The following is a 24,253-nucleotide window of genomic DNA, read 5'->3' as shown; positions in this document are numbered from 1 at the left end:
GGCGGGGGCTCTTTCGTCAGCTTACTGACGTTATCAACCCCTTCAACGTCTCCAGCGTGTCCGCCTCCTTCGCCGGCTTGTCCCACCTGATGCGCGAGACGCGGGGAAAGCGCATGGCGATGCCGGACTTGTGGCGGGTCGATGGCTGGATGGCGTCAAAGGCGATTTCCAGCACCAGCTTCGGCATCACCGAGCGCACGGGTCCGAAGCGGTCGATGGTGTTCTGGCGCACAAAGCGGTCGAGCCTGGCGAGCTCCTCGTCCGTAAAACCCGAATAGGCCTTGCCGACTGGGACGAGGACGGGCTGGCCGTCCTTCCGCGTCCAGGCGCCGAAGGTGTAATCCGAATAGAAGGAGGAGCGCTTGCCCGAGCCCTTTTGCGCATAGAGCAGCACGCAATCGGCCGTGAGCGCCGCGCGCTTCCACTTGTACCAGTGGCCCTTGGGACGGCCGGCGAGATAGGGGCTCGTCCGCCGCTTCAGCATGAGGCCCTCGATGCCCTCCCCGCGGGCCGCTTCCCAGCGCGCCTTCAGCTCTTCCTTGCCGGCGAAGGTCAACAGTTCGGAAAGGTCGCTGTGGGCGGGGTCCACTTGCCGGCGCCATGCCTCGAGGCGCTCGCGCCGGGCGGTGAAGGGAAGCCCGCGCAGGTCCTCAGCCCCGATCTCGAGCGCGTCGTAGAAGCGCACATGCGCGGGGTATCTGGTCAGCATGGCGCGCGTCACAGTCTTGCGGTTGAGGCGCTGCTGCAGGTCCTGGAAGGAGGCGGCCCCGCCGTTCCGCACGACGAGCAACTCGCCGTCCAGCACGGCGTCAAACCTGAAGTGATCGACGAGTTCCGGGAAGGCCTGGCCGATATCATCCCCCGTGCGCGAGAACAGCCGCGTGGCGCCGCCCCTGGCCGCCACCTGGATGCGGATGCCGTCCCACTTCCATTCGGCGGCGAAATCACCGGGGTTCATCGCCTGCCAGTCCGGCTCCTCCAGCGCGTGCGCCAGCATCATGGGGCGGAAGACGGGCGTGGCGGCGGGTGGCGGGCGCAAGGCCTTGCCCTCCAGCCAGGCGAAGAGCTCCGTATAGGGAGGCGTTATGCCGTGCCACAGCTCCTCGATATCGCCGATGCTGTGTCCGAAGGCATCGGCCACCGCCTGTTTGGCAAGCCGCGCCGAGACGCCGACGCGCGGCGCGCCGCTGAGGAACTTGAGGAGCGCCCAGCGACCCGTGGCGTCCAGCCGGTCCAGCCATTGCGTGAGCAGCGCCGCATGGCCGCCCCGGCCCGCCCTTGCGACGGCCGCGACGATTTCCGGCAGGCGCGGCGCATCGCCTTGCGCCTGCGTCACCGGCCAGATGAGGGCCACCGTCTCCGCCGTGTCGCCCACGTCGTCGCGCGACATGCGGAAGAGTGCCGGGTCGAAACGGCTCCCGCCAATCTCAGCGAGCACGCGGCGCAGCGGGACCTCGATGGGCAGGCCGTCAGTAAGGGCCGCGAGCGCATAGCCGCGGTCCGGGTCGGGCGTCGCGAGAAAGTAATTGCGCATCAGCATCAGCTTGGCGTTGCGCGCCGGCGTGTAGGTGAGGCGGTCGAGGAGCTGCGAGAAAGCCTTCATTCGGCGTCATCCTCGCGGCCCACGAGGCGCAATGCGCGCGCCACGATCTGGCGCTTGCCGAGTTCATGCACCAGCGCCTCCTCACGGCCATGGGTGACCCAGACTTCGGCCGCACCCGTCTCCGTGACAGTGCGGATCAGCTCCGGCCAGTCGCAGTGATCCGAAATGATGAGAGGGAGTTCGACCCCGCGCTGGCGCACCCGGCCGCGGATGCGCATCCAGCCCGAGGCGAAGCCCGGGAGCGGATCGGCGAAGCGGCGCGACCAGCGGTCGCCCAGCGCCGAGGGCGGCGACAGCACGATCTCGCCCGCGAGCCTGTCAGGCGCGTCCGTGGCATCCGGCACCGCGCCGAGATCGAAGCCGCGCGAGACGTAATAATCCGTCATCGATCTCAGCGCGCCGTGCAGCCAGATGGGGCGATCATAGCCCGCCTGGCGGATGAGCCTGATGAGGCGCTGGCACTTGCCCAGCCCATAGACGCCGATCTGGTGCGTGCGTTCGGGGAAGTCGCGGAGCGAGGCGAGCAGCTTCCGCACTTCCGCGGTGTCGGGCTCATGCCGATAAACCGGAAGGCCGAAGGTGGCCTCGGTGACGAAGAGATGGCAGGGCACGGGTTCGAAGGGATCGCAGGTCGGGTCCGCATGGCGCTTGTAGTCGCCGGAGATCACGGCGCGCTGGCCTTGATAATCGATGACGATCTGCGCCGAGCCGAGGATGTGGCCGGCGGGGACGAGCGTCACGGTCACGTCCTTCACCGTGAGCGGTTCGCCGTAGGCCAGGGCCTGGGTCTGGCCGAGTTCGCCGAGGCGCAGGCGCATGATGGCGAGCGTGTCGGCGGTGGCCAACACCGCGGCGTGGCCCGGCCGCGCATGGTCGGAATGGCCATGCGTGATGATGGCGCGCGGCGCCGGCCCCGCCGGGTCGATGAAAAAATCGCCGGGCGCGCAATAGAGGCCCGAGGGGCCGGGCCTGAGCCAGCTTTCGAAGGGAGGAACCGCCATGACGTTACAATGTCATGCGCGCGGGGATGTTTCGCAATGGGCCGGGCGGAACGAAAAACGGGGAGCCCCGCAAAGAAGCCCCCCGCAAGAAATGGTATCCGGGTACGCAGTACTTGATCCCGGATCGCCGTGGCGCAAGTCCCCCTCGGTCCCCGCTGGCCATGTATGCATCATGGGCCAATGCGGTTTCCAAACAGTTTCGAGTTTGCGAAGAAAGGCTTAACGGGCCTGCTGCCGCGTGCCAGCGCGGCACAGGGGCGGCGTCACGGCGCGAGCCAGCTGTCCAGAAACCGGGAGAGCCAGTCCCTCACCGGCGCATCGTGCAGCAGATTGCCTTCGAGATGTGCCGCCGCATCCTGCGCATTGGGCAGGACGAAGCGGTGGGCGCCTTTTACACCCCAGCGGTGCATGGTGAGCCTGGTCACCTCCGGGTGGAACTGGATGCCATAGGCCTTGCCGTTGAAGCGGAAGGCCTGGTTCTCGAAGGTCTCGCCGGTGGCGAGCCGCACGGCGTCTTTCGGCAGCGTGAGGCCTTCGCGGTGCCAGTGATAGACCTTCCGCGGCCAGGGGCCGTGGGCCCGTCCCTCCTCGGTGGGGGTAAGGTCATAATAGCCGATTTCGGCCAGGCCGTCGGCATGGGGGCTGACAGTGCCGCCCAGGTGCTTTGACAGCATCTGCGCGCCAAGGCAGACGCCGAGAAATGGCTTCTGCTCCCTGAGCGGCGTGCCGATCCAGTCGATCTCGCGGCCGACCCACTCATCGCTGTCATTGGCGCTCATCGGGCCGCCGAAGATGATCGCGCCCGCGTGGTGCTCCAGCGTCCCGGGCAGCGGGTCGCCGAGCGGATGGCGGCGGATGTCGAGGCGGAGGCCCTTCTCCCGCAGCATCTGGCCGATGCGCCCCGGGCTCGAGGCCTCGGTATGGAGCAGGATGAGAACGTCGGGCATCGCGCTAAAGCTCCGCCGCGGCGGGCACGGGCCGGCCCCTGCGGCCTTCGAGCAGGATGATGGCAAGCCCCGAAGCCATGATCAGCGTCATGCCGGCAATTGCGAGCATGTTGGGGAACTGGCCGAAGACCAGAATGCCGGAGAGGCCGGCCCAGATCATGACCGAATAGCTGAAGGGCGCCACCACGCGCGCCGCGCTGCGGCTGTAGGCCAGGAAAACGAAGGAATGGCCGCACATCAGGAAGAAGCCGGCAATAGACATCAGCCAGGCATGGTGGAGGGTGGGCATCACCTGCTCCTCGAAGGCGAGCGACAGCACGAGCGCGCCGAGCACGACGACCAGCAGGGTCGAGAAGGTGACCGCCAGCGCGGGTGTGCGTGGCGGCACCTTGCGCGAGAGGATGTCGCGGCCCGCAACGCCCGCCGCAGTGAGGAAGCCGAAGACCGCAAAGGGCGAGGCCGCGACCCCGCCGGGCTGCGCCACCAGCAGCGCTCCGGTGACGCCGAAGCCAATGAGCAGCAGGCGCAAGCCACCCACCTTCTCGCCGAAGAGGAACCACATGCCGAGCAGAACGACAAGCGGCGATGTCTGGGTGATCGCCGTCAGGTCGGCGATCGGCATGTGGGCGAGCGCCGTGATGAAGCACAGGATGGCAACGAGCTCGCTCGACGAGCGCAGCACGACCCAGGGGTTGAAGGCCTTGGGCAGGTGCCGGATCAGGCCCATGAAGCAGATCACCGGCAGGCACCAGACGATCGCCGCCGTGCCGCGCATGACCAGAACCTGGAAGGGCGGCGCATCCGCCAGCGCCAGCTTCATGCAGGTATCATTGGCAACGAAGCTGCCGGTGGCCACGACGATGGCGGCGATGCCGCGGAGATTCTGGGAGAGGGCCATGAGGTCCGGACAGGCGGTTTGAGTGATTCGGGCGAGGATAGATCAGAACGGCGGCGCAGGGTGCCGCATTTTCCGCAACACACCCACTCGGGAGCGGATCGGATCGTCCTGTAGCCGGTAAATCGTCCTTAGCGCATGTTCCGTTCCGGCGGAATCGCCTGGACGGAACATGCGCCAGATCAGCCGTTGCCTGATCTTTTGGCGGCAACAAAAAGGGCCGCCCCGAAGGACGGCCCCAATGTCGTTGACCGACAGGCGGTCAGTGGGCGCGGGCCGCACCCTCGCTGGCCTTGTCGGCGGCGGCGCGGGCGGCGGCGGCGGCTTCCTCGGCCTCCTCGTCCCAGGTGATGGGCTCCGGCATGCGGGTCAGCGCATGCTTCAGCACATCGTCCATGCGCGAGACCGGGATGATCGCGAGGCCCTTCTTCACGTTCTCCGGGATTTCCGCGAGGTCCTTCACATTCTCCTCGGGGATCATCACGGTCTTGATGCCGGCGCGGAGGGCGGCAAGCAGCTTCTCCTTCAGGCCGCCGATCGGCAGCACGCGGCCGCGCAGCGTGATTTCGCCCGTCATCGCCACGTCCCTGCGGACGGGGATGCCGGTCATCACCGAGACGATGGCCGTGACCATCGCGATGCCGGCCGAGGGGCCATCCTTGGGCGTGGCGCCTTCCGGCACGTGGACGTGAATGTCGCGCTTGTCGAACACCGGCGGCTTGACGCCGATGGTGGCGGCGCGGGAGCGGACGTAGGAGGAAGCAGCCGAGATCGACTCCTTCATCACGTCGCGCAGGTTGCCGGTCACCGTCATCTTGCCCTTGCCCGGCATCATCAGCGCTTCGATCGTCAGGATTTCGCCGCCGACTTCCGTCCAGGCAAGGCCGGTGACGACACCGGCCTGGTCCTCGCGCTCGGCCTCGCCATAGCGAAATTTCGGCACGCCGAGATACCGGTGCACCACCTCCGGCGTGACCTGGATCTGCTTCGTCTTCGCCGTGATGATCTCCTTCACCGCCTTGCGGGCGAGCGAGTTGATCTCACGCTCGAGGTTGCGCACGCCCGCCTCGCGGGTGAAGCGGCGGATGACCTCGTAAAGGGCCTCCTCCGTCACCTCGAACTCCTGAGGCATCAGGCCGTGGTGTTCGGCTGCCTTGGGCAGCAGGTGGCGCTTGGCGATCTCCAGCTTCTCCTCTTCCGTGTAGCCCGCGATCCGGATGATCTCCATACGGTCGAGAAGCGCCGGCGGAATATTGAGCGTGTTCGACGTCGTCACGAACATGACGTTCGAGAGGTCGTATTCGACCTCGAGATAGTGGTCCATGAAGGTCGCGTTCTGCTCGGGGTCCAAAACCTCCAGCAAGGCCGCGGACGGATCGCCGCGGAAGTCCATGCCCATCTTGTCGATCTCGTCCAGGAGGAAGAGCGGGTTGGACTTTTTCGCCTTTTTCATCGACTGGATGACCTTGCCGGGCATCGAGCCGATATAGGTGCGGCGGTGACCGCGGATCTCGGCCTCATCCCGCACGCCGCCGAGCGACATGCGGATGAACTCGCGTCCCGTGGCCTTGGCGATCGACTTGCCAAGCGAGGTCTTGCCGACACCCGGAGGGCCGACGAGGCACAGGATGGGGCCGCGCAGCTTGTTGGTGCGGCTCTGCACCGCGAGATATTCGAGGATGCGCTCCTTCACCTTGTCGAGGCCGAAGTGATCGGCATCGAGCACGCCTTCGGCGAATTTGAGGTCGTGCCTCACCTTGCTCTTCTGGCCCCAGGGGATGCCGAGCAGCCAGTCGAGATAATTGCGCAGGACGGTGGCTTCCGCCGACATCGGGCTCATCTGGCGCAGCTTCTTGATCTCGGCCTCGGCGCGCTCGCGCGCTTCCCTGGAGAGCTTGGTGGACTTGACGCGGCCTTCGAGCTCGTCGATCTCGTTCTTCTCGTCGCCGTCGCCCAGCTCCTTCTGAATGGCCTTCATCTGCTCGTTCAGATAATACTCGCGCTGCGTCTTCTCCATCTGGCGCTTGACGCGCGAGCGGATGCGCTTCTCGACGTGGAGGACCGAGATCTCGCCTTCCATCAGCGCATAAACCTTCTCCAGACGCTGCGCGACGGAGGTCATCTCGAGCAGCTCCTGCTTCTCGGCGATCTTGATGGCGAGATGGGCGGCGATGGTGTCCGCGAGCTTCGAAGGGTCGGTGATCTGGCCGACCGAGGCCAGCACTTCCTGCGGCACCTTCTTGTTCAGCTTCACATAGCTGTCGAACTGCGAAACGACCGCGCGGGCCAGGGCCTCCGTCTCGGCCGGGGTTCCGGCGACAGCGGGCAGCACCTCGACGTCCGCCTCGAAGAAATCGGTGCGGGCCGAGAAGCCGTGCACGCGCGCGCGGTCGGAACCCTCGACGAGCACCTTCACGGTGCCGTCGGGGAGTTTCAGAAGCTGCAGCACCTGCGCCAGTGTGCCGACGTCATAGACGGCATCCGAGGCCGGATCGTCATCGGCGGGATTCTTCTGGGCGACGAGCAGGATGCGCTTGTTTTCGCGCATCACCTCTTCAAGCGCCTTGATGGACTTCTCGCGCCCCACGAAGAGCGGCACGATCATGTGCGGGAAGACGACGATGTCGCGGAGCGGCAGGACCGGGATCGTCTCGTGGCTTCCTGCGGGGGCCGTTTTGCTCATACTACTTCCTTTCATGGGCCGCCACGCAGTCTGGCGCGGAATAGCCGCCAAACAAGGGCGCCCGGGTTCTGGGCCATTGAGCCGCAAATCAGTTGAGTCTCACGCGTATGATACGCACAAAATTCCCGGAAGAGCAGCCCCGGCGTCACGGGAGATGTGGAGAGCCCCTGAGAAAATTTCAATGCGCCCTGACCAGAAGTGTCCCACGGCGGGCGGCTGCTCAGCGGCGATGACCTCGGGCTTGTGCCCAACCTTTGCGGCCATGGGCCGTGCTGACCTTGCTGGCGGAGCGCTTGTGCTTGCTGCCTGAGGCAGAGCGCCTGCAGCTCCTGCTCGGACGCGCCGCAGGCTGCCGCGCCTGGGCTGAGTTGGCTCAGCAGTAATAGACACCCACCGCGCAGCGGCGCACCGTGCGGCGGGCGACGCCGGCGACGCTTACCGGGGTGAGGGGCCTGCCGATGATGGCCTGGGCCTGCGTGACGACGCCGAGCTTGCCGGGGGCGAGGGCCTGGCCGCCGAGTTCGATGGCGAAGCCAAGGGCGAGCGTGGTGAAGGCCAGAAGGCCGAGGCGCTTGATCATGGTGATCCTCATCAGGTCAGTTCTTGGGGGCGAGATGCGCGGGAAGCTCGTCGGTGTCGGCGAGCTTGGCGGGGTCCACGGCCTGAGCGCCCGCGGGCGGCGTGAAGGTGAAGCTTGCGCTGCCGGCATCGGTGCCCGACTTCCAGTTCCAGATCTCGACCGAATATTGCGGCTGGCCAGGAATGGCGTGGCTGGTGATGGTGTAGCGGCAGGGATAGGGCTTGTCGCCCTGGGCGATCCACAGCTGCAGGTCCACGTCGTCGTTGCGCATGGCGACATGGTCGCACATCTGGCCGAGAATGACGCCCGCACCCAGATAGGCAATGCCGGTGGCCCCGGTCATGATCTGGTCGTAGGAGTCGCTCTTCAGCAGATCGGCGGCGGGCAGCGGCCTCGCATATTTGTCGCGCAGTTCGTCGATCAGGTGGTCGAGATCGCCGGCAATGGGGATCTGGGCATAGAGATTGAGGTTTCTGCCGAGGATGCTCAGCGTCTTGCCGTCATAGACGGCGGCCACGTCGGCGAAGCCGCCCTTGCGCTCGACGCGGATCTTGTCGGGTCGGCTCATCTCCATGGCGCCGGAACTGGCGAGCGACAGGCGCTGGCCCTGGGTGGTGACGATCTCGAGGTCCGTTTCCATGTCGAAGGAGATCGACTTCTGGGCGGCCACGAAATCGGTCATGCTCCTGACCAGAGCCCTGATGTCGGCAGTGGCGTCGGCATGGGCGGGAAGGGCGGCCCACAAGGCCGCGGTGGCGGCGGCCACGGCAAGGCCCGGTCGGCGCAAGGTGCGTGAGCTGATCATTCCTGTCTCCAACTCGATTGAGTTTCGCCGCGGCATGCGCATCCGGCCCCGCGTTCGAGGCTGCGGCATTTGCCGCGTAGCACGATCTCGATAGCGCCCATTAGCCTTTGGCGGACAGCCTGTGCCGCTCAATCAGGGCCTGCCGCAGCTTCGGCGCTCGTGCAGTTCGCGGCTGAGATGCGGATCGGCCTTAACGAATTCGAGCCGTGGTGACGGATCAGTCCCGCGGCTGGTTTTTGCCGGTGGCGGGGAAGTTGAGGCCGCTCTCGCTGATGAAAGCGGAGATGAATTCGCCGCGCGCCATTTCGTCATGCGCGGCGGGAGGCTTGCCGAAGGCACGATCCGCCATCCGGTCCCAGCGCTGCTGGAACCCCTGGACGGCAGAGCGGACATGGTCGGCGAAGGACATCTCTACTACACCCAGTAAATCGGTAGGAGTTACGTAGCATCACCGCCGACGTCTGGCAAGTCCTCAGATAGGTTTGCGCAGGCTGAGACGACATGTCGATGATGCGGGTGCCAAACGGCAATTTCGGCGCGGCGCATGGGCCGCGCCTCTCCCCTCCTGCGGGGCGGGAACCCGGACAGCGGGACCGCCTGGTGGATCAGAACAAGTCGAAGGCGAAGCGGTAGGTGATGCCGGCACCGGCATAATACTGATTGACGCTGCCTTCCTTGACGATGGGGCTGTTGCCGGCATCGCCCACAAGCCGGTCCCAGCCGGCCAGCGCGTGGAGCTTCCAGTCATCCGTCAGATTGTAGCTGGCGGAGCCCGCAAGGCCGACCGTGTTGAAGCCGGCATCGGGCTTGTAGGCCTGGTCATAAAGCGGGCTCGCGGCGGCCTCGCTGGCGGTTATGCCGAAATAGGCATCCATATAATTCTGCGAGCCCCATCCGGCGCGTGGCCCGAAGCGGAGTTCAAGATCCTCCGTCGGGCTGCCGATGAAGTCGATACCGAAATTCGCCACCTGGCCCGAATAGCCGTTGAAGCCCTGGCGCACCTCGACGAAGCCGCGGATCCAGTCATAGCGGGCGGAAACGCCGAGGCCAGCCTCGAGCGCCCAGTCAACGTCATCAAGCCCCTCCAGTTCTTCAGAATCGGCTGAATTCCGTTCGCCGATGAAGTTGAAGGACGGATAGACCGTGATCCCGCGCACGCTGTCATTCCCGTCGATCTGGCCAAAGCCGGGCACGAAGAGCCGACTGACGCCGATCAGCGGATAGGGAACTGCGATGGTCTCGTCCGAACCGGGATAGCGCGGCTGTGCCAGGACGCCGCCGCCCAGGTCCAATACAAACTGGCGCTCCCCCGTATCCTGCGCGGAGGCCGGCGACAATACGGCCAGCAGGGGCAGGCAGGCGGCAAACACGGCAAGTCGGGAGGGTATCATGTCATCTCATCCAGTCTCGATGATTCTAGCAATTTTTCTCGCCAACGTCACCTGTGTCATACAGCGAATTACGCTCAAGGGATCATGCCAAGGTTGTGCCGGACTGATGACTGGCCCGGACCTCGGCTGGAGCATGATCCGCAAGAGTGGAACCGGCTTTGCCGTGAGATCATGTCCAAGCATATGATCCGGCGCATGTTCGTCCCGATCAGGTGAGTCCACCTGACCGGAACATGCATCAGGCCAGCTTGCCATCCTGCAGGAACTTGCGGTCGATCTCCGGCAAGGCCTCGCCCTGGAGGGCCGCCTCGAAGGCGCGCAGCCGCTTGTAGATGGACATGAACTCGACGATGTCGGGCCACGACCTGACCAGATACTGCATCGCGTCGCGCACCTCGCCGAACGAGGCGCGCACCTGCTGGAAGACGCCGAAGGTGATGGCCCCCGCGGCGATGGCCGGAATGAGCACGAGGAAGGGCAGCATCAGGTCGGCCTGCAGGTAGCCATAGCGCACCACGTTGAAGTAGAGATAATTGAAGTAGAGCCGGAAGTAGTTCTGGCGCACCGCGCCGAACAATTCCCTGAGCGGCAGCGGCGCGGCGCGCGACTCATCGTCTTCGCCATAAACCAGTTCCTTGCGATAGGCGGCCTCGACGCGCTGGTTGCGGAACTCGAGACCAGGCAGCCTGATGCCGACGATGGCCAGAAGCCCCGTACCGAACAGCGACCAAACCAGCGACACGACCACCAGCGAATAGGGTATCGCGCCGAGGATCGGGATCGACGGGATCTTTGCCGACAGTCCGGCGAGAATCGGCAGGAAGGCGATCAGCGTCATGATGGCGCTGACCAGGCTCGTACCCAGGTCCTCGAAGGTGCGGGCAAAGCGCATGGTGTCTTCCTGCACGCGCTGAGCAGCGCCCTCGATGTGGCGCAGCGCGCCCCAGCGTTCGACATAGTGGTCATTCATCGCGGTGCGCCAGCGGAACACATAGTGGCTGGTGAAAAAGGCGTTGAGCACGGCCACCACGATATTGAGCAGAAGCACCGAGGTGATTTCGGCAAGCCCGATATAGAGATCGGCCGCCGGCACCGTTCCCTTTGTGGACGGGTCGAGCGCCTTCTGGATGAGGTCGAAATAGGAGCCATACCAGTCATTGATGGTGACGCTCACCTCGACCATGAAATAGAGCACGAAGATGATGAGCGCGGAGCCGGGCACCGACCAGTTGAAATAGGGGTGGGGCGCCCGGACCCGCCAAACCGCGGTGAAGATCGCCACCGCGCCTCCGAAATAGAGATAGAACCAAATAAAGGACGGCGACACGAAGCGGGTGACACCCACGACAGGCGCGGCGTCAGACGGCGGGTTGGGGAGCCCGATGAGCCCGCCCGCATCGCGCGCGAGGAAGAACCACACCAGCACCGCCAGCAAGGCCCACGCCACGGCGGAGGAAAAGAACAGGCGCGGCGAGGGAAAGAAGGAAACGAACATGGCGGGCCTTTCGCGGCGGGCTTCAGAGCAGGTTTCGGTTCAGTGGAATCGAAACCTGCTCTGTCTTTATGTCTGGCCGCATTTTCGACGGTCAACCGGTGTCCACTTGACCTGAAAATGCTTTAGGGCGTTATGACGGGCCGGACCATAGGGTTTGGGATGCGCGCCGCGCAACTTAACTTCCCTTTACTGCCATGAGTGTACAAGAACAGTGATCTCCTGACAGCCGCCGCTGGGCCCCCTTGCCGGACGCTGGAGATGCGCGCCCGGCCTCGTTCAGTTGCCGCGCATGACGAGGACAAAGTCCAGCGTTTCGGTTGCGTGCATGAATGGTCGGGCGTCAGCTTCCTTGGGCGGCGCCTCGATGACGAAGCAGAAGGCGCCGCCGGGCACAGTCAGGGACCTGTCGTCCGGCCATGTCAGGGTAGGGTCTGACGGATCGTCGTTGTCAACCGGAATGGTCGACGTCGCCCAGATGTCCGTCCGGTAGATGACCTTGAGGGCAGTCCATCTTCGACAACGTCCGGGCGCCCGCCACTTTGTTTACCGCAGACAATCCTTCGGACTGGAATGGCCATTCTTCATCCGTTCAGTTGCTCATCAGGTTGGAAATTGTCCATGATAGGCAAGCACTGAAACGACCTGGAGCATGATCCGCAAGAGCGGAGCCACTCTTGCGACAGGAACATGCGTCAGGCTTCCGCCGAGTGCGTTAGCGGCGGTTCTCGTTCTGGGCAGGCCGCCTTCATGCATCCCGCCATCGCTAACGGGCCAGCAGGTCGAGGAGAATCATCTTGAATTGGTCGATCGGGGCCGAGGTCCGGTCGACCTTTGCGCGCAGCATCGCGCCCTGCAGTCCGTTCTGAATGAAGTCGGCCATTGCGGCGGGCTCGACAGTCAGCGCGATCTCACCCCGCGCCTGCGCCCGCGCAAGCGCTCCGGCAAGCGGCGCACGCCAACGGCGGAAGGAGTCGGATAGTTGCTGGCGCAGCGGTTCGCTTGCCCCTGTCACCTCAATGCTGAGATTGCCCACCATGCAGCCATCGCGCGCCCCCGCTGCCATGACGCGCTCGCGCACCGCATCGATCAGCAGCCTGACCCGCTGCAGGATCGGCAGGCCATCGTTTTCCATCAGATCGGCAAGCCCAGCCTCGCGCGCGCTCACATAGCGTTCGAGCGCGAGGGCTGCAAAGGCCTCCTTGGTGCCGAAATGATTGAAGAATGAGCCCTTTGGCACGCCCGCAGCGGCGGCGATGTCCTGCACCGTTGTGGCCGCATAGCCGCGTTCGTGCAGCACCTTCTGGCCCGCCTCGATCAGCACATCCCGCATGGAAACCCGTGGCATCGCTTTCTCCGCAATAGTTCTTGACAAAATCAAAGTGTTCGGTCACTTTACTTTTCGCTATGATACATTTTTGTCCCTAAAACGCAAGAAAGGTTATGCCAATGCACAGCTCTGTACCCAGTCTCAGCCGCCGCAACCTGTTGCGGACCAGCGGGACCCTTGCCGTCGCAGCCGGCGCCGCCGCTGCGTCGAACATCCTGCCGGGAGTGGCCGGCAAAGCCGCTGCCGAGGCCTCGGCGGCCACTCCGGCGGTCGGCGTCTACCCGTTCAAAATAGGCGCATTACAGGCCTATTCGATTTCGGACGGCGGCGGACCGGCTCCAAGCTTTCCTGTCTACCCGGTCTTCACCGGCGTTAATGCTCCGCAAGCGGAAGTGGCAGCCCTGCTGGAAAGCCATTTCCTGCCGCGTGATCTGGCACGGGGTGACATCAACAACCTGTTGGTGGATACCGGCACGAACCGCGTCCTGTTCGACACGGGGGCAGCGGGCCTGATGGGGCCGCTTGGCGGACACTTGCCCGCCCGCCTGACCGCGGCGGGGCTTGATCCCTCCACCATCGACACGGTTGTTCTGAGCCACGGCCATTTCGACCACATTGGCGGCATCCTTTCAGCGGAGGGCAAGCTGAACTTCCCCAACGCCACCTTCGTGATGGCCGAAGACGAATGGGCGTTCTGGACGGCGGACGATATCGAGGCGAAGCTGGTTGCGGCGGGTGTTCCGGACGGGCTCAGGTCGGCGCTGCTTCCCGCGGCAAAGGCCAACCTTGCGGCGATCAAGGACAAGGTTACCCTGGTCAAGCCGGGCGCGGATGTTGTCCCGGGCGTTTCGACCATCGCCACGCATGGGCATACGCCGGGGCATGTCGCCTTCCGGGTTTCGTCGGGCGATGCCGAGCTGATCAACATCGTCGATGTTGTCCACAATTATGTGACCGGAATGGCGCACCCGGAATGGACGCCAATCGTCGATCAGGACCCGGGTCTGGCCGCCGCCACGCGCGCGAAACTTCTGGATCAACTGGCGACGGACCGCACGCTGACCATGGCCTATCACTTCCCCTTCCCGGGGCTGGGCCATGTGGCCCGCAGGGACAGCGCCTATGAATGGGTGCCGACCCCCTGGGTCTGGTGACCTCGACCATCCCTGATCGTCCGGCCCCGGCGCGGGGGCCGGATCCACCCGACAACCATCCAAGGGAAAATCGAAAATGGAAAGCAAGGTCTGGTTCATCACCGGGGCATCCAGCGGCTTTGGCCGGGGGGTGCTGGAACGTGTCCTCGAAAACGGCGACCGCGCCGTGGCGGTCGCGCGCAACACGGGGTCGCTTGACGCGCTCGCGAAGCGCCATATCGGCAAGCTTCTGGTCCTCGCGGCGGACGTGCGGATTACGGCGGATGTGGACGCGGCGGTCGCGATGGCGGAACAACGGTTCGGGCGGATCGACGTCCTCTTGAACAGTGCGGGCCACGGCCTGTTCGGCGGGGCCGAAGATGTCACCGAGGCCGAGCTGCTGAATGTGTTCGAGACCAACGTCTTCGGCGCGATGCGGCTCGTCCGGGCGGTTCTGCCGGTGATGCGGGCGCAGGGGTCAGGCCACATCATCAACATCAGTTCCGCGGTGGGCCACGCCTCATGGCCCTTTGGCGGGGCCTATGCGGCGACGAAACACGCCATCGAGGCCCTGAGCGAGGCGTTACAGGCCGAGGTTGCCCCTTTGGGGATCAGGGTGACTGTCGTCAACCCGGGTTACTTCGCCACCGGCTTTGCAGGGTCCATGCCGATGGCCGCGGCGAATCCGGCCTATCAGGCAATGCGCGACCAGGTCCTGTCCGGGTTCGGCGCAATGGCGGCTGCCAATCCGGACGAGGTTGTCGAGGCGATCCTCAATGCCGCACGTGACCCCAATGCGCCATTTCGTCACTTCATGGGCGAGGATGGCAGGGCCTGGGCCAGAGAGTCGCTCTCGACCCGTCTGCAGGCGGTGGGGGCCTGAGACCGCACCTTACCGCGATGGCCCGGGCAACGGAAGCTGCGCAGCAGGGCCTGCTCCCCACGAACCCGCAAATCGCCCTACCCAAGCGCCCGCAAAGTCATGATCGCATGGCGGCGGACGTCGGGATCGTTCGCGGATTGCGTCGCGGCAGGTGAGGTCTGCAGGTCAGAAAACCCGTGCACTGCCGTCCAGACAAAGTACTGGTCCCCGGCTGTGGCACTGGCGATCACACCGTATGCCTTCAGTTCCCCAAGCGCCTTGCCCAGCCATTCATAGGTCGAAGGCCGCGCCGGTTTGGGCGCCTGCGGGTCGCGGCCACAGGGGCCGAACATCAGCCGCCACAGTCCGTAGTGTTCACGCGCAAAGCTGACATAGGCCTGCGCCAGCGCCTGGTATCGCTCCAGCGCGGCAGCAGCGTCCGGGGCTGTCGAGGCATAGGGCACGGCGGTTTCGAAGCGGTCAGCCAAAAGGTTGAACCCCGCACGGGCCACGGCGCGCAGGATCGCCTCGCGGTCGGGGAAGTGGCGGTAGACCGCCGCCGGCGACACGCCCAGCCGCCGCGAGACATCGCGCATCGACATCAGGTCGATTGACCCTGCGCGCGCCGCATCGATTGCCAGTTCGATCACCGCCTCGGGCAGGCGACCGTGGTGATGGGGCTTTCGGGTCACGTCCAGGTCCATGACAAAACTCTGTAATCACTGTTTACATCGGGCGCAAGTGAGGGTATGTAATCAGTGTTCACTTTCAGAAGGACATCATGACCATCCAAACCCTTCCCAGGACCACACCCACAGGCGCGCGTATGGTGCCCACCTCGCTGGGCGACCTGTCCGTGCGGATCACAGGCCATGGGCCGCGCCGGATCGTGCTCTGGCCCTCGATCCTCACGGACAGCCATATCTTCGATGTGCTGGCCGAAATGCTGGCAGACAGCGCGACCTTCGTGCTGATCGACGGGCCGGGCCACGGCAGAAGTCCTGGCACAGGGCAGGAATTCACCGGTGCCGATGCCGGTCGGGCGATGCTTGCGGTCATGGATGCCATGGGCATCCGGCGCGCGGTGGTCGGCGGCGTGTCGTGGGGCGGGTTGACGGCGGCAGAGGTGGCGCTTGCCGCGCCCGACCGGGCAGAGGCGCTGATCCTGATGAACACCCCGATGGACATTGACGGAACAAGGCCAGGTTTCGGCGACCGGATGATCGCCTTCGGCGCCCGTTGGATGGTGGGCTGGAAGTTTTTCCGCGACGGGGTGGCGAGAAGCTTTTTCGATGCCGACATGCCGCGCCGCAACCAGGCCTATCATGCCCGGTTCCACGCCATGCTGGCCGGGGCCGACCGGCGCAGGCTGGCGGCGGCTGTCCGGTCGGTCATCCTGCGCGGCGTGCCGCTTCGCGGAAGGTTGAAGGATGTGTCCGTGCCAACGTTGATGATCACCGGGATCTCTGATTCGCTTTATCCGGTCGAAAGTCAGGCCGAGGCGGCGCTGCGCATACCGAACGGTCAGTTCGCGCCGGTTCCCGGCCATCACATCTCGCCGGTGGACGCTCCCGGGGACGTGGCAATGCTTCTGCACGACTTCCTGGCGGAAAGGGCCGCAGCATGACCTTTCTTGTCCTTGGCGCCACCGGCCAGCAAGGCGGGGCGGTCGCCCGCGCCCTGCTGCGCCGGGGCCAGACTGTCCGCGCCTTGACAAGGAAGACAGGCAGCCCCGCAGCCCGCACACTCGCGGGTCTGGGTGCCACTGTTGTTGCCGGCGATCTTGACCGGCCCGAAACCCTTCCGCCTGCCTTCGCGGGCGTCCGGGGCGTCTTTTCGGTCCAGGACTTCTACAGCCCCGGCGTGGGCCTTGCGGGCGAGCTGCGCCAGGGACGCACCGTGATCGCGGCGGCCCGGGAAGCGGGCGTCCGCCACATCGTGCAATCCACCATGGGCGACGGACTGATACCCGGCGGTCCCGCGCATTTCCTGTCGAAAGCGCACCTGGAGCGTGACATCCGCGCCAGCGGTCTGCACTGGACACTTCTTGGAACCGTCTGGTTCATGGACAATCTGCTGAATCCCGCGATGAAGCCGCATCTGATGTTTCCCGTGCTTGCGGGCAGCCTGAAGCCCGACACAAGGTTCCAGATGCTTGCGGTCGAAGACCTGGGCTGGATCGCGTCCGAAGCTCTGATCAGCCCCGACCTTTGGGCCGGTCGCAAGATCAACCTCGCCGGAGACACCCTGACCGTCGGCCAGATGAAGCATGCCTATCGCGAAGTCACTGGGAAAAGGCCAAAGGCCTGGTCCCTGCCTGCCGTGCTGTTCCGCAGGCTGGTGCCCGAGTTCGCCGCCCAACTGCGCTGGCATAACGAGGCAGGATTTGCCTTCGATCAGAGAGAACTCCGTGCGATTCACCCCACGGCTCTTGATTTCAGGGGGTTCCTTCGGAAAAACGGGATTGGTGGCATGTGACTGTCCGACCTGTCCGTTTCCGGACTCGCCGGAATGTTTCCCGGACAGCCCGAAACATCCGTCCTGATCAGGCCGCTGCTCGCGTCCATTTGCGGTTTTGTCGGACGGGCGGTTGGCCATTCTGGTCAACCTTCGCATGAGCGCCGTCAGCGCGACCTTGGCGGGCTTTCCGGCCTGTATCATGGTTTGGTGTTTCTGCTGCCTTTATTGGGGTGCAGCGGCCGACGGTGGGCGCGGGCCTGCAAAGCGCGCCGCCGCAGGGGATTGCGGCCGTCCCGGACCACGGCCTTTGCCCGCCACTCCTGAGTGTCGTGTCATCGCTGCGCCGCTGGCCCATGCCGGCAAAAGCGGGCTGCGTGTCGTATCCGCTTTCATCGCCACAGCCTTTGCCCGGGGTGAAGCGGAGCAGCGATTTATCCGGTGGATCAATCGCCCGCTGAACGCCGGATGCCGCCCCGATCCAGTGGCGCGACCTTGCCGATCAGCTCCGCCCCGAACTGCCCGAACTCGCGACGCTCTTGGACACGGCAGAGCACGATGTGCTGGCCCTTATGGGCTTTCCCGCCGCCCACCGCGCCAAGCTGCATTCGACAAACCCGATCGGGCGGCTCAACGGCGAGATCAAACGCCGCACCGGGGCCATTCCCGTGGCGCCCTGCCCCCATGCGATCTCTTGCCCGATGGCCGGCGATGACTGGCGCCATTTCAGCGTCAGGCTTCCGCGCCGCCGCGCCCAGGTGCATGCCAAGGGCGCGCGCGTGCCTTTCGGGCACGAGCACGTCGCTCGTCCCGTGCTGGCGCGTCACGGAGCCCTCTGAGGGTCCCGGATTGTGGCGCCGCCACAGCACGCGAAACCAGGCATGACGTTGCGGCTGTGCGGGGGAGGACGGCGCAAGACCCGCCAATACGCCAATGTTCCGCTTGCCAGCCGCCGGACGATTCCATATACACCGGTCAGGACAAGGCTGGCCCAGGTAGCTCAGTTGGTAGAGCAGCGGACTGAAAATCCGCGTGTCGCTGGTTCGATTCCGGCCCTGGGCACCACTTTTTCTGGCCGGGTCCCCGGGCGAGGTGTATGGGGTCGCGCATCACAAATCACCCCAAGCTTACAATCGCAGCAAATCACAAAGCCAACGGCAATGGCGAGTTTTTCAGCAGCCTGCCGGGGGCGCCGTCGCCGGAGGCCATTCCGGAATTGCAGTTCCCGCCCTTCGCGCGGCATGCTCAAATGCCCTGCAAGGAGCTGACGAGGGGACATCCGCCACCATGTTTGCCGTGCTTTTCGGTGTGTTCGCCGCGCTGTGCTGGTCGATCCATGACGTGATCGCGCGGTCGATCGCGGGTGCGGTGGGCGGTTTCCGCACGGCGGCCTGGGTGATGGTCTCGGGCTTCATCCTGCTCACCGTCTATGTGCTGTGGGAGGGCTCCATCTGGCAGGCTTCCGGCCCCGCCATTTTCTCCGGGCTGCTTTTGGGCTTTGCCTATGGCTTCGGCGTGGGCGGGCTGTTCAAGGCTTTCAGTCTGGGGCCTGTCTCGCTTGTGGGTCCGGTCACGGCCGGCTACCCCGTGCTCGCGGTGCTGTGGGGCGTGTTCAATGGTTTGGATCCAACTCCATTGCAATGGGCGTGTGTCGGGGCGACACTATCGGGCGCAATCATCGTGGCACGCTCTGGTGGGGCGGATGGCGGCATCAATGCGGTTGAACCTGGCAAGATGCCGGCGCTGCTGTTCTTCGCCGTCATGGCGGTGTTGGGCTATTCGTCCTCCATCGTTCTGGGTCAGCAGGCGGCGCTCAGCGTGGGCGAGGTCGACGCCACCTGGCTGTCGCGGCCCGTGGCGCTGCTGGTGCTGCTTCCATTCGCCTTCCTTGATGGCAAAAATTCGGTTTTGACACGAAACCAGTGGATCGGAATTTTCGTCATGGGCGGGCTCGATGTGCTCGGTGTCATCGCCGTCAATGCCTCGGGGCATTTTCCCGGCAAGGAATTCGTCGGCACCGGCATTTCGGCCTATGGCGCTCTCTCCGTCATCATGGCGATGATCTTTCTCAAGGAAAAGGTCTCAGCCGGGCAGTGGCTGGGACTCGCGATGATCGTCGCCGGCGTGGCAACCATGTCAGTGACCCAGAATTGAACTGGATAAATCAGACCCTCTGATTTATCTTCTCTGCGATGATGACATGACGAGCGAGCGACACATGATAAAGCCGGCCCCGCGCGGCGCCGACCCGGAAACCATCCGAGCAGAAATCCTTGAAAAACTGGCCTATTCGGTGGGCAAGGACCCCGCCGTGGCGAAGCGCCATGACTGGCTCACCGCCACCATCCTGGCGCTCCGGGACCGCATCATCGACCGCTGGATGGAATCGACCAAGCGCGCCTATCAGACCAAGGCCAAGCGGGTCTACTACCTATCGCTGGAATTCCTTATTGGTCGCTTGCTGCGCGACGCGATGAGCAATCTGGAGCTCACCGGCGCCTTCACCGAAGCGCTCGAAGGCCTCAACGTCGACATCGATCTGATCGAGGCGCTGGAGCCTGACGCCGCTCTCGGCAATGGCGGACTCGGCCGTCTGGCCGCCTGCTTCATGGAGAGCATGGCGAGCCTCGACATACCGGCGTATGGCTATGGCATCCGCTACAATCACGGCCTGTTCCGCCAGAAGATCACCGACGGCTGGCAGGTGGAATTGCCGGAGAACTGGCTGGAACACGGAAATCCCTGGGAATTCCCGCGCCGGGAGGCGGCTTACGAGATCGGCTTCGGCGGCACTGTGTCGCCCGGCATCGACCAGAACAACCGCCACCAGCGGCGCTGGAAGCCGGCGGAGAAGCTCATCGCGTCCGCCTGCGACACGCCCATGGTGGGCTGGCGCGGCAAGCGGGTGAACACGCTCCGCCTGTGGACGGCGCGCGCGCCGGACCCCATCCGGCTTGATGCTTTCAACAGCGGCGACTACGCGGCAGCCCTCTCCGAGAGCAACAAGGCGGAGATCATCACCCGCGTGCTTTATCCAGCAGATTCAACGCCCGCCGGGCAGGAGCTGCGGCTCAGGCAGGAGTATTTCTTCACCTCCGCCTCGCTGCAGGACGTCATCCGCCGCCACATGCAGCAGTATGACGACATCCGGCTGCTGGCGGACAAGGTGGCGATCCAGCTGAACGACACGCACCCCGCCGTGGCGGTGGCGGAGCTGATGCGCATTCTGGTCGACCACCATGGGTTGGACTGGGACCAGTCATGGGAGATCACCCGGGCTGCGATCGGTTACACCAACCACACGCTGCTGCCGGAAGCGCTGGAGAGCTGGCCCGTCCACTTGTTCGAGCGTGTGCTCCCGCGGCACATGCAAATCATCTATAATATCAATGCGAAAGTCATCGGCGATGCGCAAAAAAGCAACTTCTGCAGCGATGCTTTTCTCGCCTCCGTGTCACTGATTGACGAGCATAACGGGCGCCGGCTGCGCATGGGGCAGCTGGCTTTCGTGGGTGCGCATTCGATCAACGGTGTTTCCGCCCTGCATACGGAACTGATGCGGCAGAGCGTGTTCCGCGACCTCAACCAACTCTACCCCGGGCGCATCAACAACAAGACCAACGGCATCACGCCGCGTCGCTGGCTTCTCGAGGCAAATCCGCAGCTTACGTCGCTTCTCAACGACGCCGCCGGGGCCAATGTGATGGATGATGCCGAAGTTTTGACACAGGCCAGAAGCCATGCCGCGGATGCCGCCTTCCAGCAGCGCTTCGCCGCCATCAAGCGGCACAACAAGGAGGAACTGGCGAACCTGATCTCGGCGCGGATGGGGATAAAGGTCGATCCCGCGGCGCTGTTCGACGTGCAGGTGAAACGCATTCACGAATACAAGCGCCAGCTGCTTAACATATTGGAAACAATAGCACTTTACAACGCGATCCGGGCGCACCCGGACAGGCCCTGGGCGCCGCGCGTCAAGATTTTCGCGGGCAAGGCGGCCGCGGGCTATGCGCAGGCCAAGCTCATCATCAAGCTGATCAACGACGTGGCCCAGGCCATCAACAACGACCCCGACGTGCGCGACCTGCTCAAGGTCGTGTTCCTTCCCAACTATACGGTGAGCCTCGCCGAAGTCATTGTTCCGGCTGCCGATTTATCCGAGCAGATTTCGACGGCCGGCATGGAGGCCTCGGGCACCGGCAACATGAAGTTCGCGCTCAACGGCGCGCTCACCATCGGCACGCTCGACGGCGCCAACGTCGAGATGCTGGAGCATGTGGGCGCGGACAACATCTTCATCTTCGGTCTGACGGCTGCGGAAGTCGATGAAAGACGTCGCATTGGTGTTGATGCCGTTGCACTTCTGGATGCCGCCGGAGAGCTTCGGAATGTCCTCGACCAACTGTCGTCCGGCGTGTTCTCGCCGGGTGACGCCAACCGTTACCGGCCGGTCGTCGACAGCATCACCCATGGCGACTGGTTCATGATCGCCTCCGACTTCAACGCCTATGCCGCGACCCAGCGCGAAATCGACAGCGTGTGGCGCCGGAGCCGGGACTGGACGGAGAAGGCGATCCTCAATACGGTGAACATGGGCTGGTTCTCGTCCGACCGGACGATCCGCCAATATGCCCGCGACATCTGGCGCGTGCCGGCCGGCTGAGGAGAGGACGCGCAATGGCCGACCCGGACTGGACACTGCCCGCAGCCGAGGTCGAGGCCATCGTATCGGGTCGACACGCAGACCCCTTCGCGGTGCTGGGCCTGCACCAGTCCGGCACGGAATGGGTGGTCCGCGCCTTCGTGCCGGGGGCGGAGGAACTGGACGTCCTCGACAGGGACGCCAAGCGCCTGGCCCGGCTGCCGCTTCGGCACGGGGCGGGCTTCTTCGAGGGCCCGCTGCCGGTTTCGGGCCGCCAGGCGCTCGGCTATTTCGCCCGCAATGCGGGCGGCGGCTGGACGGTGATCGACCCCTATCTGCTGGGGCCCGTGCTGGGGCCGCTCGATGATTACTATATCGGCGAGGGCAACCACCTCCGGCTTCATGACCGGCTGGGCGCCCACCCGATGCGGCATGAGGGGCATGAGGGGGTGCACTTCGCGGTGTGGGCGCCCAATGCCTCGCGCGTTTCCGTGGCCGGCGACTTCAACCGCTGGGACGGGCGCGCCCATGTGATGCGGAAGCGCCGCGATACCGGCGTGTGGGAAATCTTCATTCCCGGCGCGCATGAGGGACAGTGCTATAAGTATGAACTGCTCGACCCCGCAGGCAGGCTGCTGCCGCTGAAGAGCGACCCTTTCGGCTTCGCCGCCGAGATGCGGCCCAAGACCGCCTCGCGCGTGGCGCGCACCGACAATTTCGCCTGGGACGACAAGAGCCATCTCGACCGCCGCCGCGGCGTTGACCAGCGCCGCGCGCCGATGTCGATCTACGAGGTTCACCTCGGCTCGTGGCGGCGCCGGGACGATGGGGGCTTCCTCAGCTATGACGAGCTCGCCGATACGCTGATCCCCTATGTGGCCGGCATGGGCTATACGCATGTGGAGCTGCTGCCCGTGAGCGAGCATCCCTTCGACGCGTCCTGGGGCTACCAGCCGACGGGGCTCTATGCGCCCACCTCACGCTTCGGCGATCCCTCCGGCTTCGCGCGCTTCGTTGACCGCGCGCATCGCCTGGGGCTCGGCGTCATCCTCGACTGGGTGCCGGCGCATTTCCCGACCGACGAACATGGCCTCGCGCGCTTCGACGGCACGGCGCTTTACGAGCACGAAGACCCGCGGCAGGGCTTCCACCCGGACTGGAACACCGCAATCTACAATTTCGGGCGGCGCGAGGTGGCGTCCTTCCTGTTGAACAACGCGCTGTTCTGGCTCGAGCGCTATCACATCGACGGCCTGCGCGTCGACGCGGTGGCCTCGATGCTCTATCGCGATTACTCGCGCAGGGAGGGCCAATGGATTGCCAATGAACATGGCGGGCGCGAGAACCTGGAGGCCATCGCATTTCTGCAGCGCGTGAACCATGAGGCCTATGGCCAGAACCCCGGAATCGTGACGATCGCGGAGGAATCGACCGCGTTTCCCGGCGTGTCGAAGCCCACCAATGCCGGGGGCCTCGGCTTCGGCTTGAAGTGGAACATGGGCTTCATGCATGACACGCTGTCCTATCTCGGGCGCGAGCCCATTCACCGCAGGCACCACCACAATGAGCTGACCTTCGGCCTGCTCTATGCCTTCTCGGAGAACTTCGTGCTGCCGCTGTCCCACGACGAGGTGGTGCACGGCAAAGGATCGCTGCTGAGCAAAATGGCGGGCGATGCCTGGCAGAAATTCGCAACGCTCCGCGCTTACTATGCCTTCATGTGGGGCTACCCGGGCAAGAAGCTCCTGTTCATGGGGCAGGAGTTCGCACCCTGGGGCGAATGGTCGGAGGAGAGAAGCCTCGACTGGGGCCTGCTGGACCATGCGCCGCACAAGGGCGTGCAGTCACTCGTGCGCGACCTGAACCACGTCTATCGCGGGACACCCGCACTCCATGCGCGCGACTGCGAGGCGGAGGGCTTCGAGTGGCTGATTGCGGATGACCGGGAAAACTCCGTCTTCGCCTGGGCGCGCCATTCGGGCGGGGGACACCCCATCGCGGTGGTGGTGAGCAACTTCACGCCGGTGCCGCGCACCGGTTATGCGCTGCCCATGCCGGCGGCCGGGCGCTGGCGCGAGACCATCAACACGGATGCGCAGGTTTACGGCGGCAGCGGCATGGGCAACATGGGGGCGGTGACGGCGGAGCCCCGGCCGCTCCACGGCAAGCCGGCCCAGGCAATGTTGACCTTGCCTCCGCTCGCAACCTTGTATTTCATGCAGGAGGGATAAGGACTGCGTGTTTCCCTCCCCCTTGTGGGGAGGGGGAAGTGAGTAAGCCCTTTCCCTCAGAGGGGAGGCGAATCGCATATGGCGGCGGCGTGTCTTGTGCCATGTCAATTTTCCCTTCTCCCGTCGCGGTACGCGATGGGAGAAGGTGGCCGACAGGCCGGATGAGGGCTTCTTTCCGCATCGGAATCTGTGGACAAAGGC

General features: G+C 64.8%; 20 protein-coding genes, 1 tRNA gene and 1 pseudogene. 10 read left to right on the top strand and 12 right to left on the bottom strand.

Annotation, left to right across the window (positions count from 1 at the left end):
* Nucleotides 1-16 precede the first annotated feature (16 nt).
* From IOC69_RS06590 to IOC69_RS06540, 11 genes are all read right to left on the bottom strand, one after another.
* Nucleotides 17-1,603: a cisplatin damage response ATP-dependent DNA ligase gene (locus tag IOC69_RS06590; RefSeq protein ID WP_290542745.1), complete on the bottom strand. Its 1,587-nt coding sequence runs from the start codon at nt 1,601-1,603 to the stop codon at nt 17-19.
* Complete coding sequence (locus tag IOC69_RS06585; protein ID WP_290542744.1) at nt 1,600-2,604, bottom strand: ligase-associated DNA damage response exonuclease; 1,005 nt, start codon at nt 2,602-2,604, stop codon at nt 1,600-1,602. The genes IOC69_RS06590 and IOC69_RS06585 overlap by 4 nt, the downstream gene beginning before the upstream one ends.
* Before the next feature lie 263 nt (nt 2,605-2,867).
* The gene (locus IOC69_RS06580; protein ID WP_290542743.1) at nt 2,868-3,551 is read right to left on the bottom strand and encodes a glutamine amidotransferase; all 684 of its coding nucleotides are present in this window, start codon (nt 3,549-3,551) and stop codon (nt 2,868-2,870) included.
* 4 nt (nt 3,552-3,555) lie between these two features.
* Nucleotides 3,556-4,449 (bottom strand): DMT family transporter, encoded by an 894-nt coding sequence (locus IOC69_RS06575; protein ID WP_290542742.1) that lies wholly within the window; start codon nt 4,447-4,449, stop codon nt 3,556-3,558.
* A gap of 259 nt (nt 4,450-4,708) precedes the next feature.
* Entirely contained in the window at nt 4,709-7,129 is a 2,421-nt protein-coding gene (gene lon, locus IOC69_RS06570) for an endopeptidase La (protein WP_290542741.1), read from the bottom strand.
* A gap of 373 nt (nt 7,130-7,502) precedes the next feature.
* Nucleotides 7,503-7,715 (bottom strand): hypothetical protein, encoded by a 213-nt coding sequence (locus IOC69_RS06565; protein ID WP_290542764.1) that lies wholly within the window; start codon nt 7,713-7,715, stop codon nt 7,503-7,505.
* 10 nt (nt 7,716-7,725) lie between these two features.
* Nucleotides 7,726-8,514 (bottom strand): DUF2092 domain-containing protein, encoded by a 789-nt coding sequence (locus IOC69_RS06560; RefSeq protein ID WP_290542740.1) that lies wholly within the window; start codon nt 8,512-8,514, stop codon nt 7,726-7,728.
* A gap of 217 nt (nt 8,515-8,731) precedes the next feature.
* Nucleotides 8,732-8,923 carry a hypothetical protein gene (locus IOC69_RS06555; RefSeq protein WP_290542739.1) on the bottom strand — a complete coding sequence of 64 codons (192 nt, stop codon included), beginning with the start codon at nt 8,921-8,923 and terminating at the stop codon, nt 8,732-8,734.
* A gap of 196 nt (nt 8,924-9,119) precedes the next feature.
* Nucleotides 9,120-9,905: a MipA/OmpV family protein gene (locus tag IOC69_RS06550; protein WP_290542738.1), complete on the bottom strand. Its 786-nt coding sequence runs from the start codon at nt 9,903-9,905 to the stop codon at nt 9,120-9,122.
* A 238-nt stretch (nt 9,906-10,143) separates the two neighbouring features.
* Nucleotides 10,144-11,400 carry a peptide antibiotic transporter SbmA gene (gene sbmA, locus IOC69_RS06545; RefSeq protein ID WP_290542737.1) on the bottom strand — a complete coding sequence of 419 codons (1,257 nt, stop codon included), beginning with the start codon at nt 11,398-11,400 and terminating at the stop codon, nt 10,144-10,146.
* Nucleotides 11,401-12,163: 763 nt separating this feature from the next.
* Nucleotides 12,164-12,730, bottom strand: a complete 567-nt coding sequence (locus tag IOC69_RS06540) for a TetR/AcrR family transcriptional regulator (protein WP_290542736.1) — start codon at nt 12,728-12,730, stop codon at nt 12,164-12,166.
* 116 nt (nt 12,731-12,846) lie between these two features.
* On the opposite strand from IOC69_RS06540, the gene IOC69_RS06535 reads away from it, so the two are divergent.
* Together IOC69_RS06535 and IOC69_RS06530 are read left to right on the top strand one after the other, a co-directional pair.
* A complete protein-coding gene (locus IOC69_RS06535) occupies nt 12,847-13,881 on the top strand; it encodes an MBL fold metallo-hydrolase (protein WP_290542735.1) in 1,035 nt (344 codons plus the stop codon).
* 76 nt (nt 13,882-13,957) lie between these two features.
* On the top strand, nt 13,958-14,743 hold the full coding sequence (locus IOC69_RS06530) for an SDR family oxidoreductase (protein WP_290542734.1): 786 nt from the start codon (nt 13,958-13,960) through the stop codon (nt 14,741-14,743).
* Nucleotides 14,744-14,820: 77 nt separating this feature from the next.
* Here the strand turns inward: IOC69_RS06530 and IOC69_RS06525 are convergent, their stop codons facing one another.
* Nucleotides 14,821-15,426: a TetR/AcrR family transcriptional regulator gene (locus IOC69_RS06525; RefSeq protein ID WP_290542733.1), complete on the bottom strand. Its 606-nt coding sequence runs from the start codon at nt 15,424-15,426 to the stop codon at nt 14,821-14,823.
* 77 nt (nt 15,427-15,503) lie between these two features.
* Here IOC69_RS06525 and IOC69_RS06520 point away from each other — a divergent pair, with 77 nt between their 5' ends.
* The 8 genes and pseudogenes from IOC69_RS06520 to glgB all read left to right on the top strand — a co-directional run bounded on the left by IOC69_RS06520 (nt 15,504) and on the right by glgB (nt 24,052).
* Nucleotides 15,504-16,349, top strand: a complete 846-nt coding sequence (locus IOC69_RS06520; protein WP_290542732.1) for an alpha/beta hydrolase — start codon at nt 15,504-15,506, stop codon at nt 16,347-16,349.
* Nucleotides 16,346-17,200 (top strand): NmrA/HSCARG family protein, encoded by an 855-nt coding sequence (locus tag IOC69_RS06515; protein ID WP_290542731.1) that lies wholly within the window; start codon nt 16,346-16,348, stop codon nt 17,198-17,200. The genes IOC69_RS06520 and IOC69_RS06515 overlap by 4 nt, the downstream gene beginning before the upstream one ends.
* A 328-nt stretch (nt 17,201-17,528) precedes the next feature.
* Nucleotides 17,529-17,835 (top strand): annotated as a pseudogene (locus IOC69_RS06510) (transposase); the annotation flags it as partial.
* 12 nt (nt 17,836-17,847) lie between these two features.
* On the top strand, nt 17,848-18,018 hold the full coding sequence (locus tag IOC69_RS06505; RefSeq protein WP_366935502.1) for a small ribosomal subunit Rsm22 family protein: 171 nt from the start codon (nt 17,848-17,850) through the stop codon (nt 18,016-18,018).
* A 150-nt stretch (nt 18,019-18,168) separates the two neighbouring features.
* A tRNA-Phe gene (locus IOC69_RS06500) sits at nt 18,169-18,244 on the top strand.
* Between the two features lie 222 nt (nt 18,245-18,466).
* Nucleotides 18,467-19,333, top strand: a complete 867-nt coding sequence (locus IOC69_RS06495) for a DMT family transporter (protein ID WP_290542730.1) — start codon at nt 18,467-18,469, stop codon at nt 19,331-19,333.
* A 64-nt stretch (nt 19,334-19,397) separates the two neighbouring features.
* Nucleotides 19,398-21,842 carry a glycogen/starch/alpha-glucan phosphorylase gene (locus IOC69_RS06490; RefSeq protein WP_290542729.1) on the top strand — a complete coding sequence of 815 codons (2,445 nt, stop codon included), beginning with the start codon at nt 19,398-19,400 and terminating at the stop codon, nt 21,840-21,842.
* A 14-nt stretch (nt 21,843-21,856) separates the two neighbouring features.
* Nucleotides 21,857-24,052 (top strand): 1,4-alpha-glucan branching protein GlgB, encoded by a 2,196-nt coding sequence (gene glgB, locus IOC69_RS06485; RefSeq protein ID WP_290542728.1) that lies wholly within the window; start codon nt 21,857-21,859, stop codon nt 24,050-24,052.
* Nucleotides 24,053-24,253 lie beyond the last annotated feature (201 nt).

The organism is Aestuariivirga sp., from assembly GCF_020252405.1.
In the GTDB taxonomy this organism is placed as follows: domain Bacteria; phylum Pseudomonadota; class Alphaproteobacteria; order Rhizobiales; family Aestuariivirgaceae; genus Aestuariivirga.
This window is presented reverse-complemented; position numbering and strand designations above follow the sequence as displayed.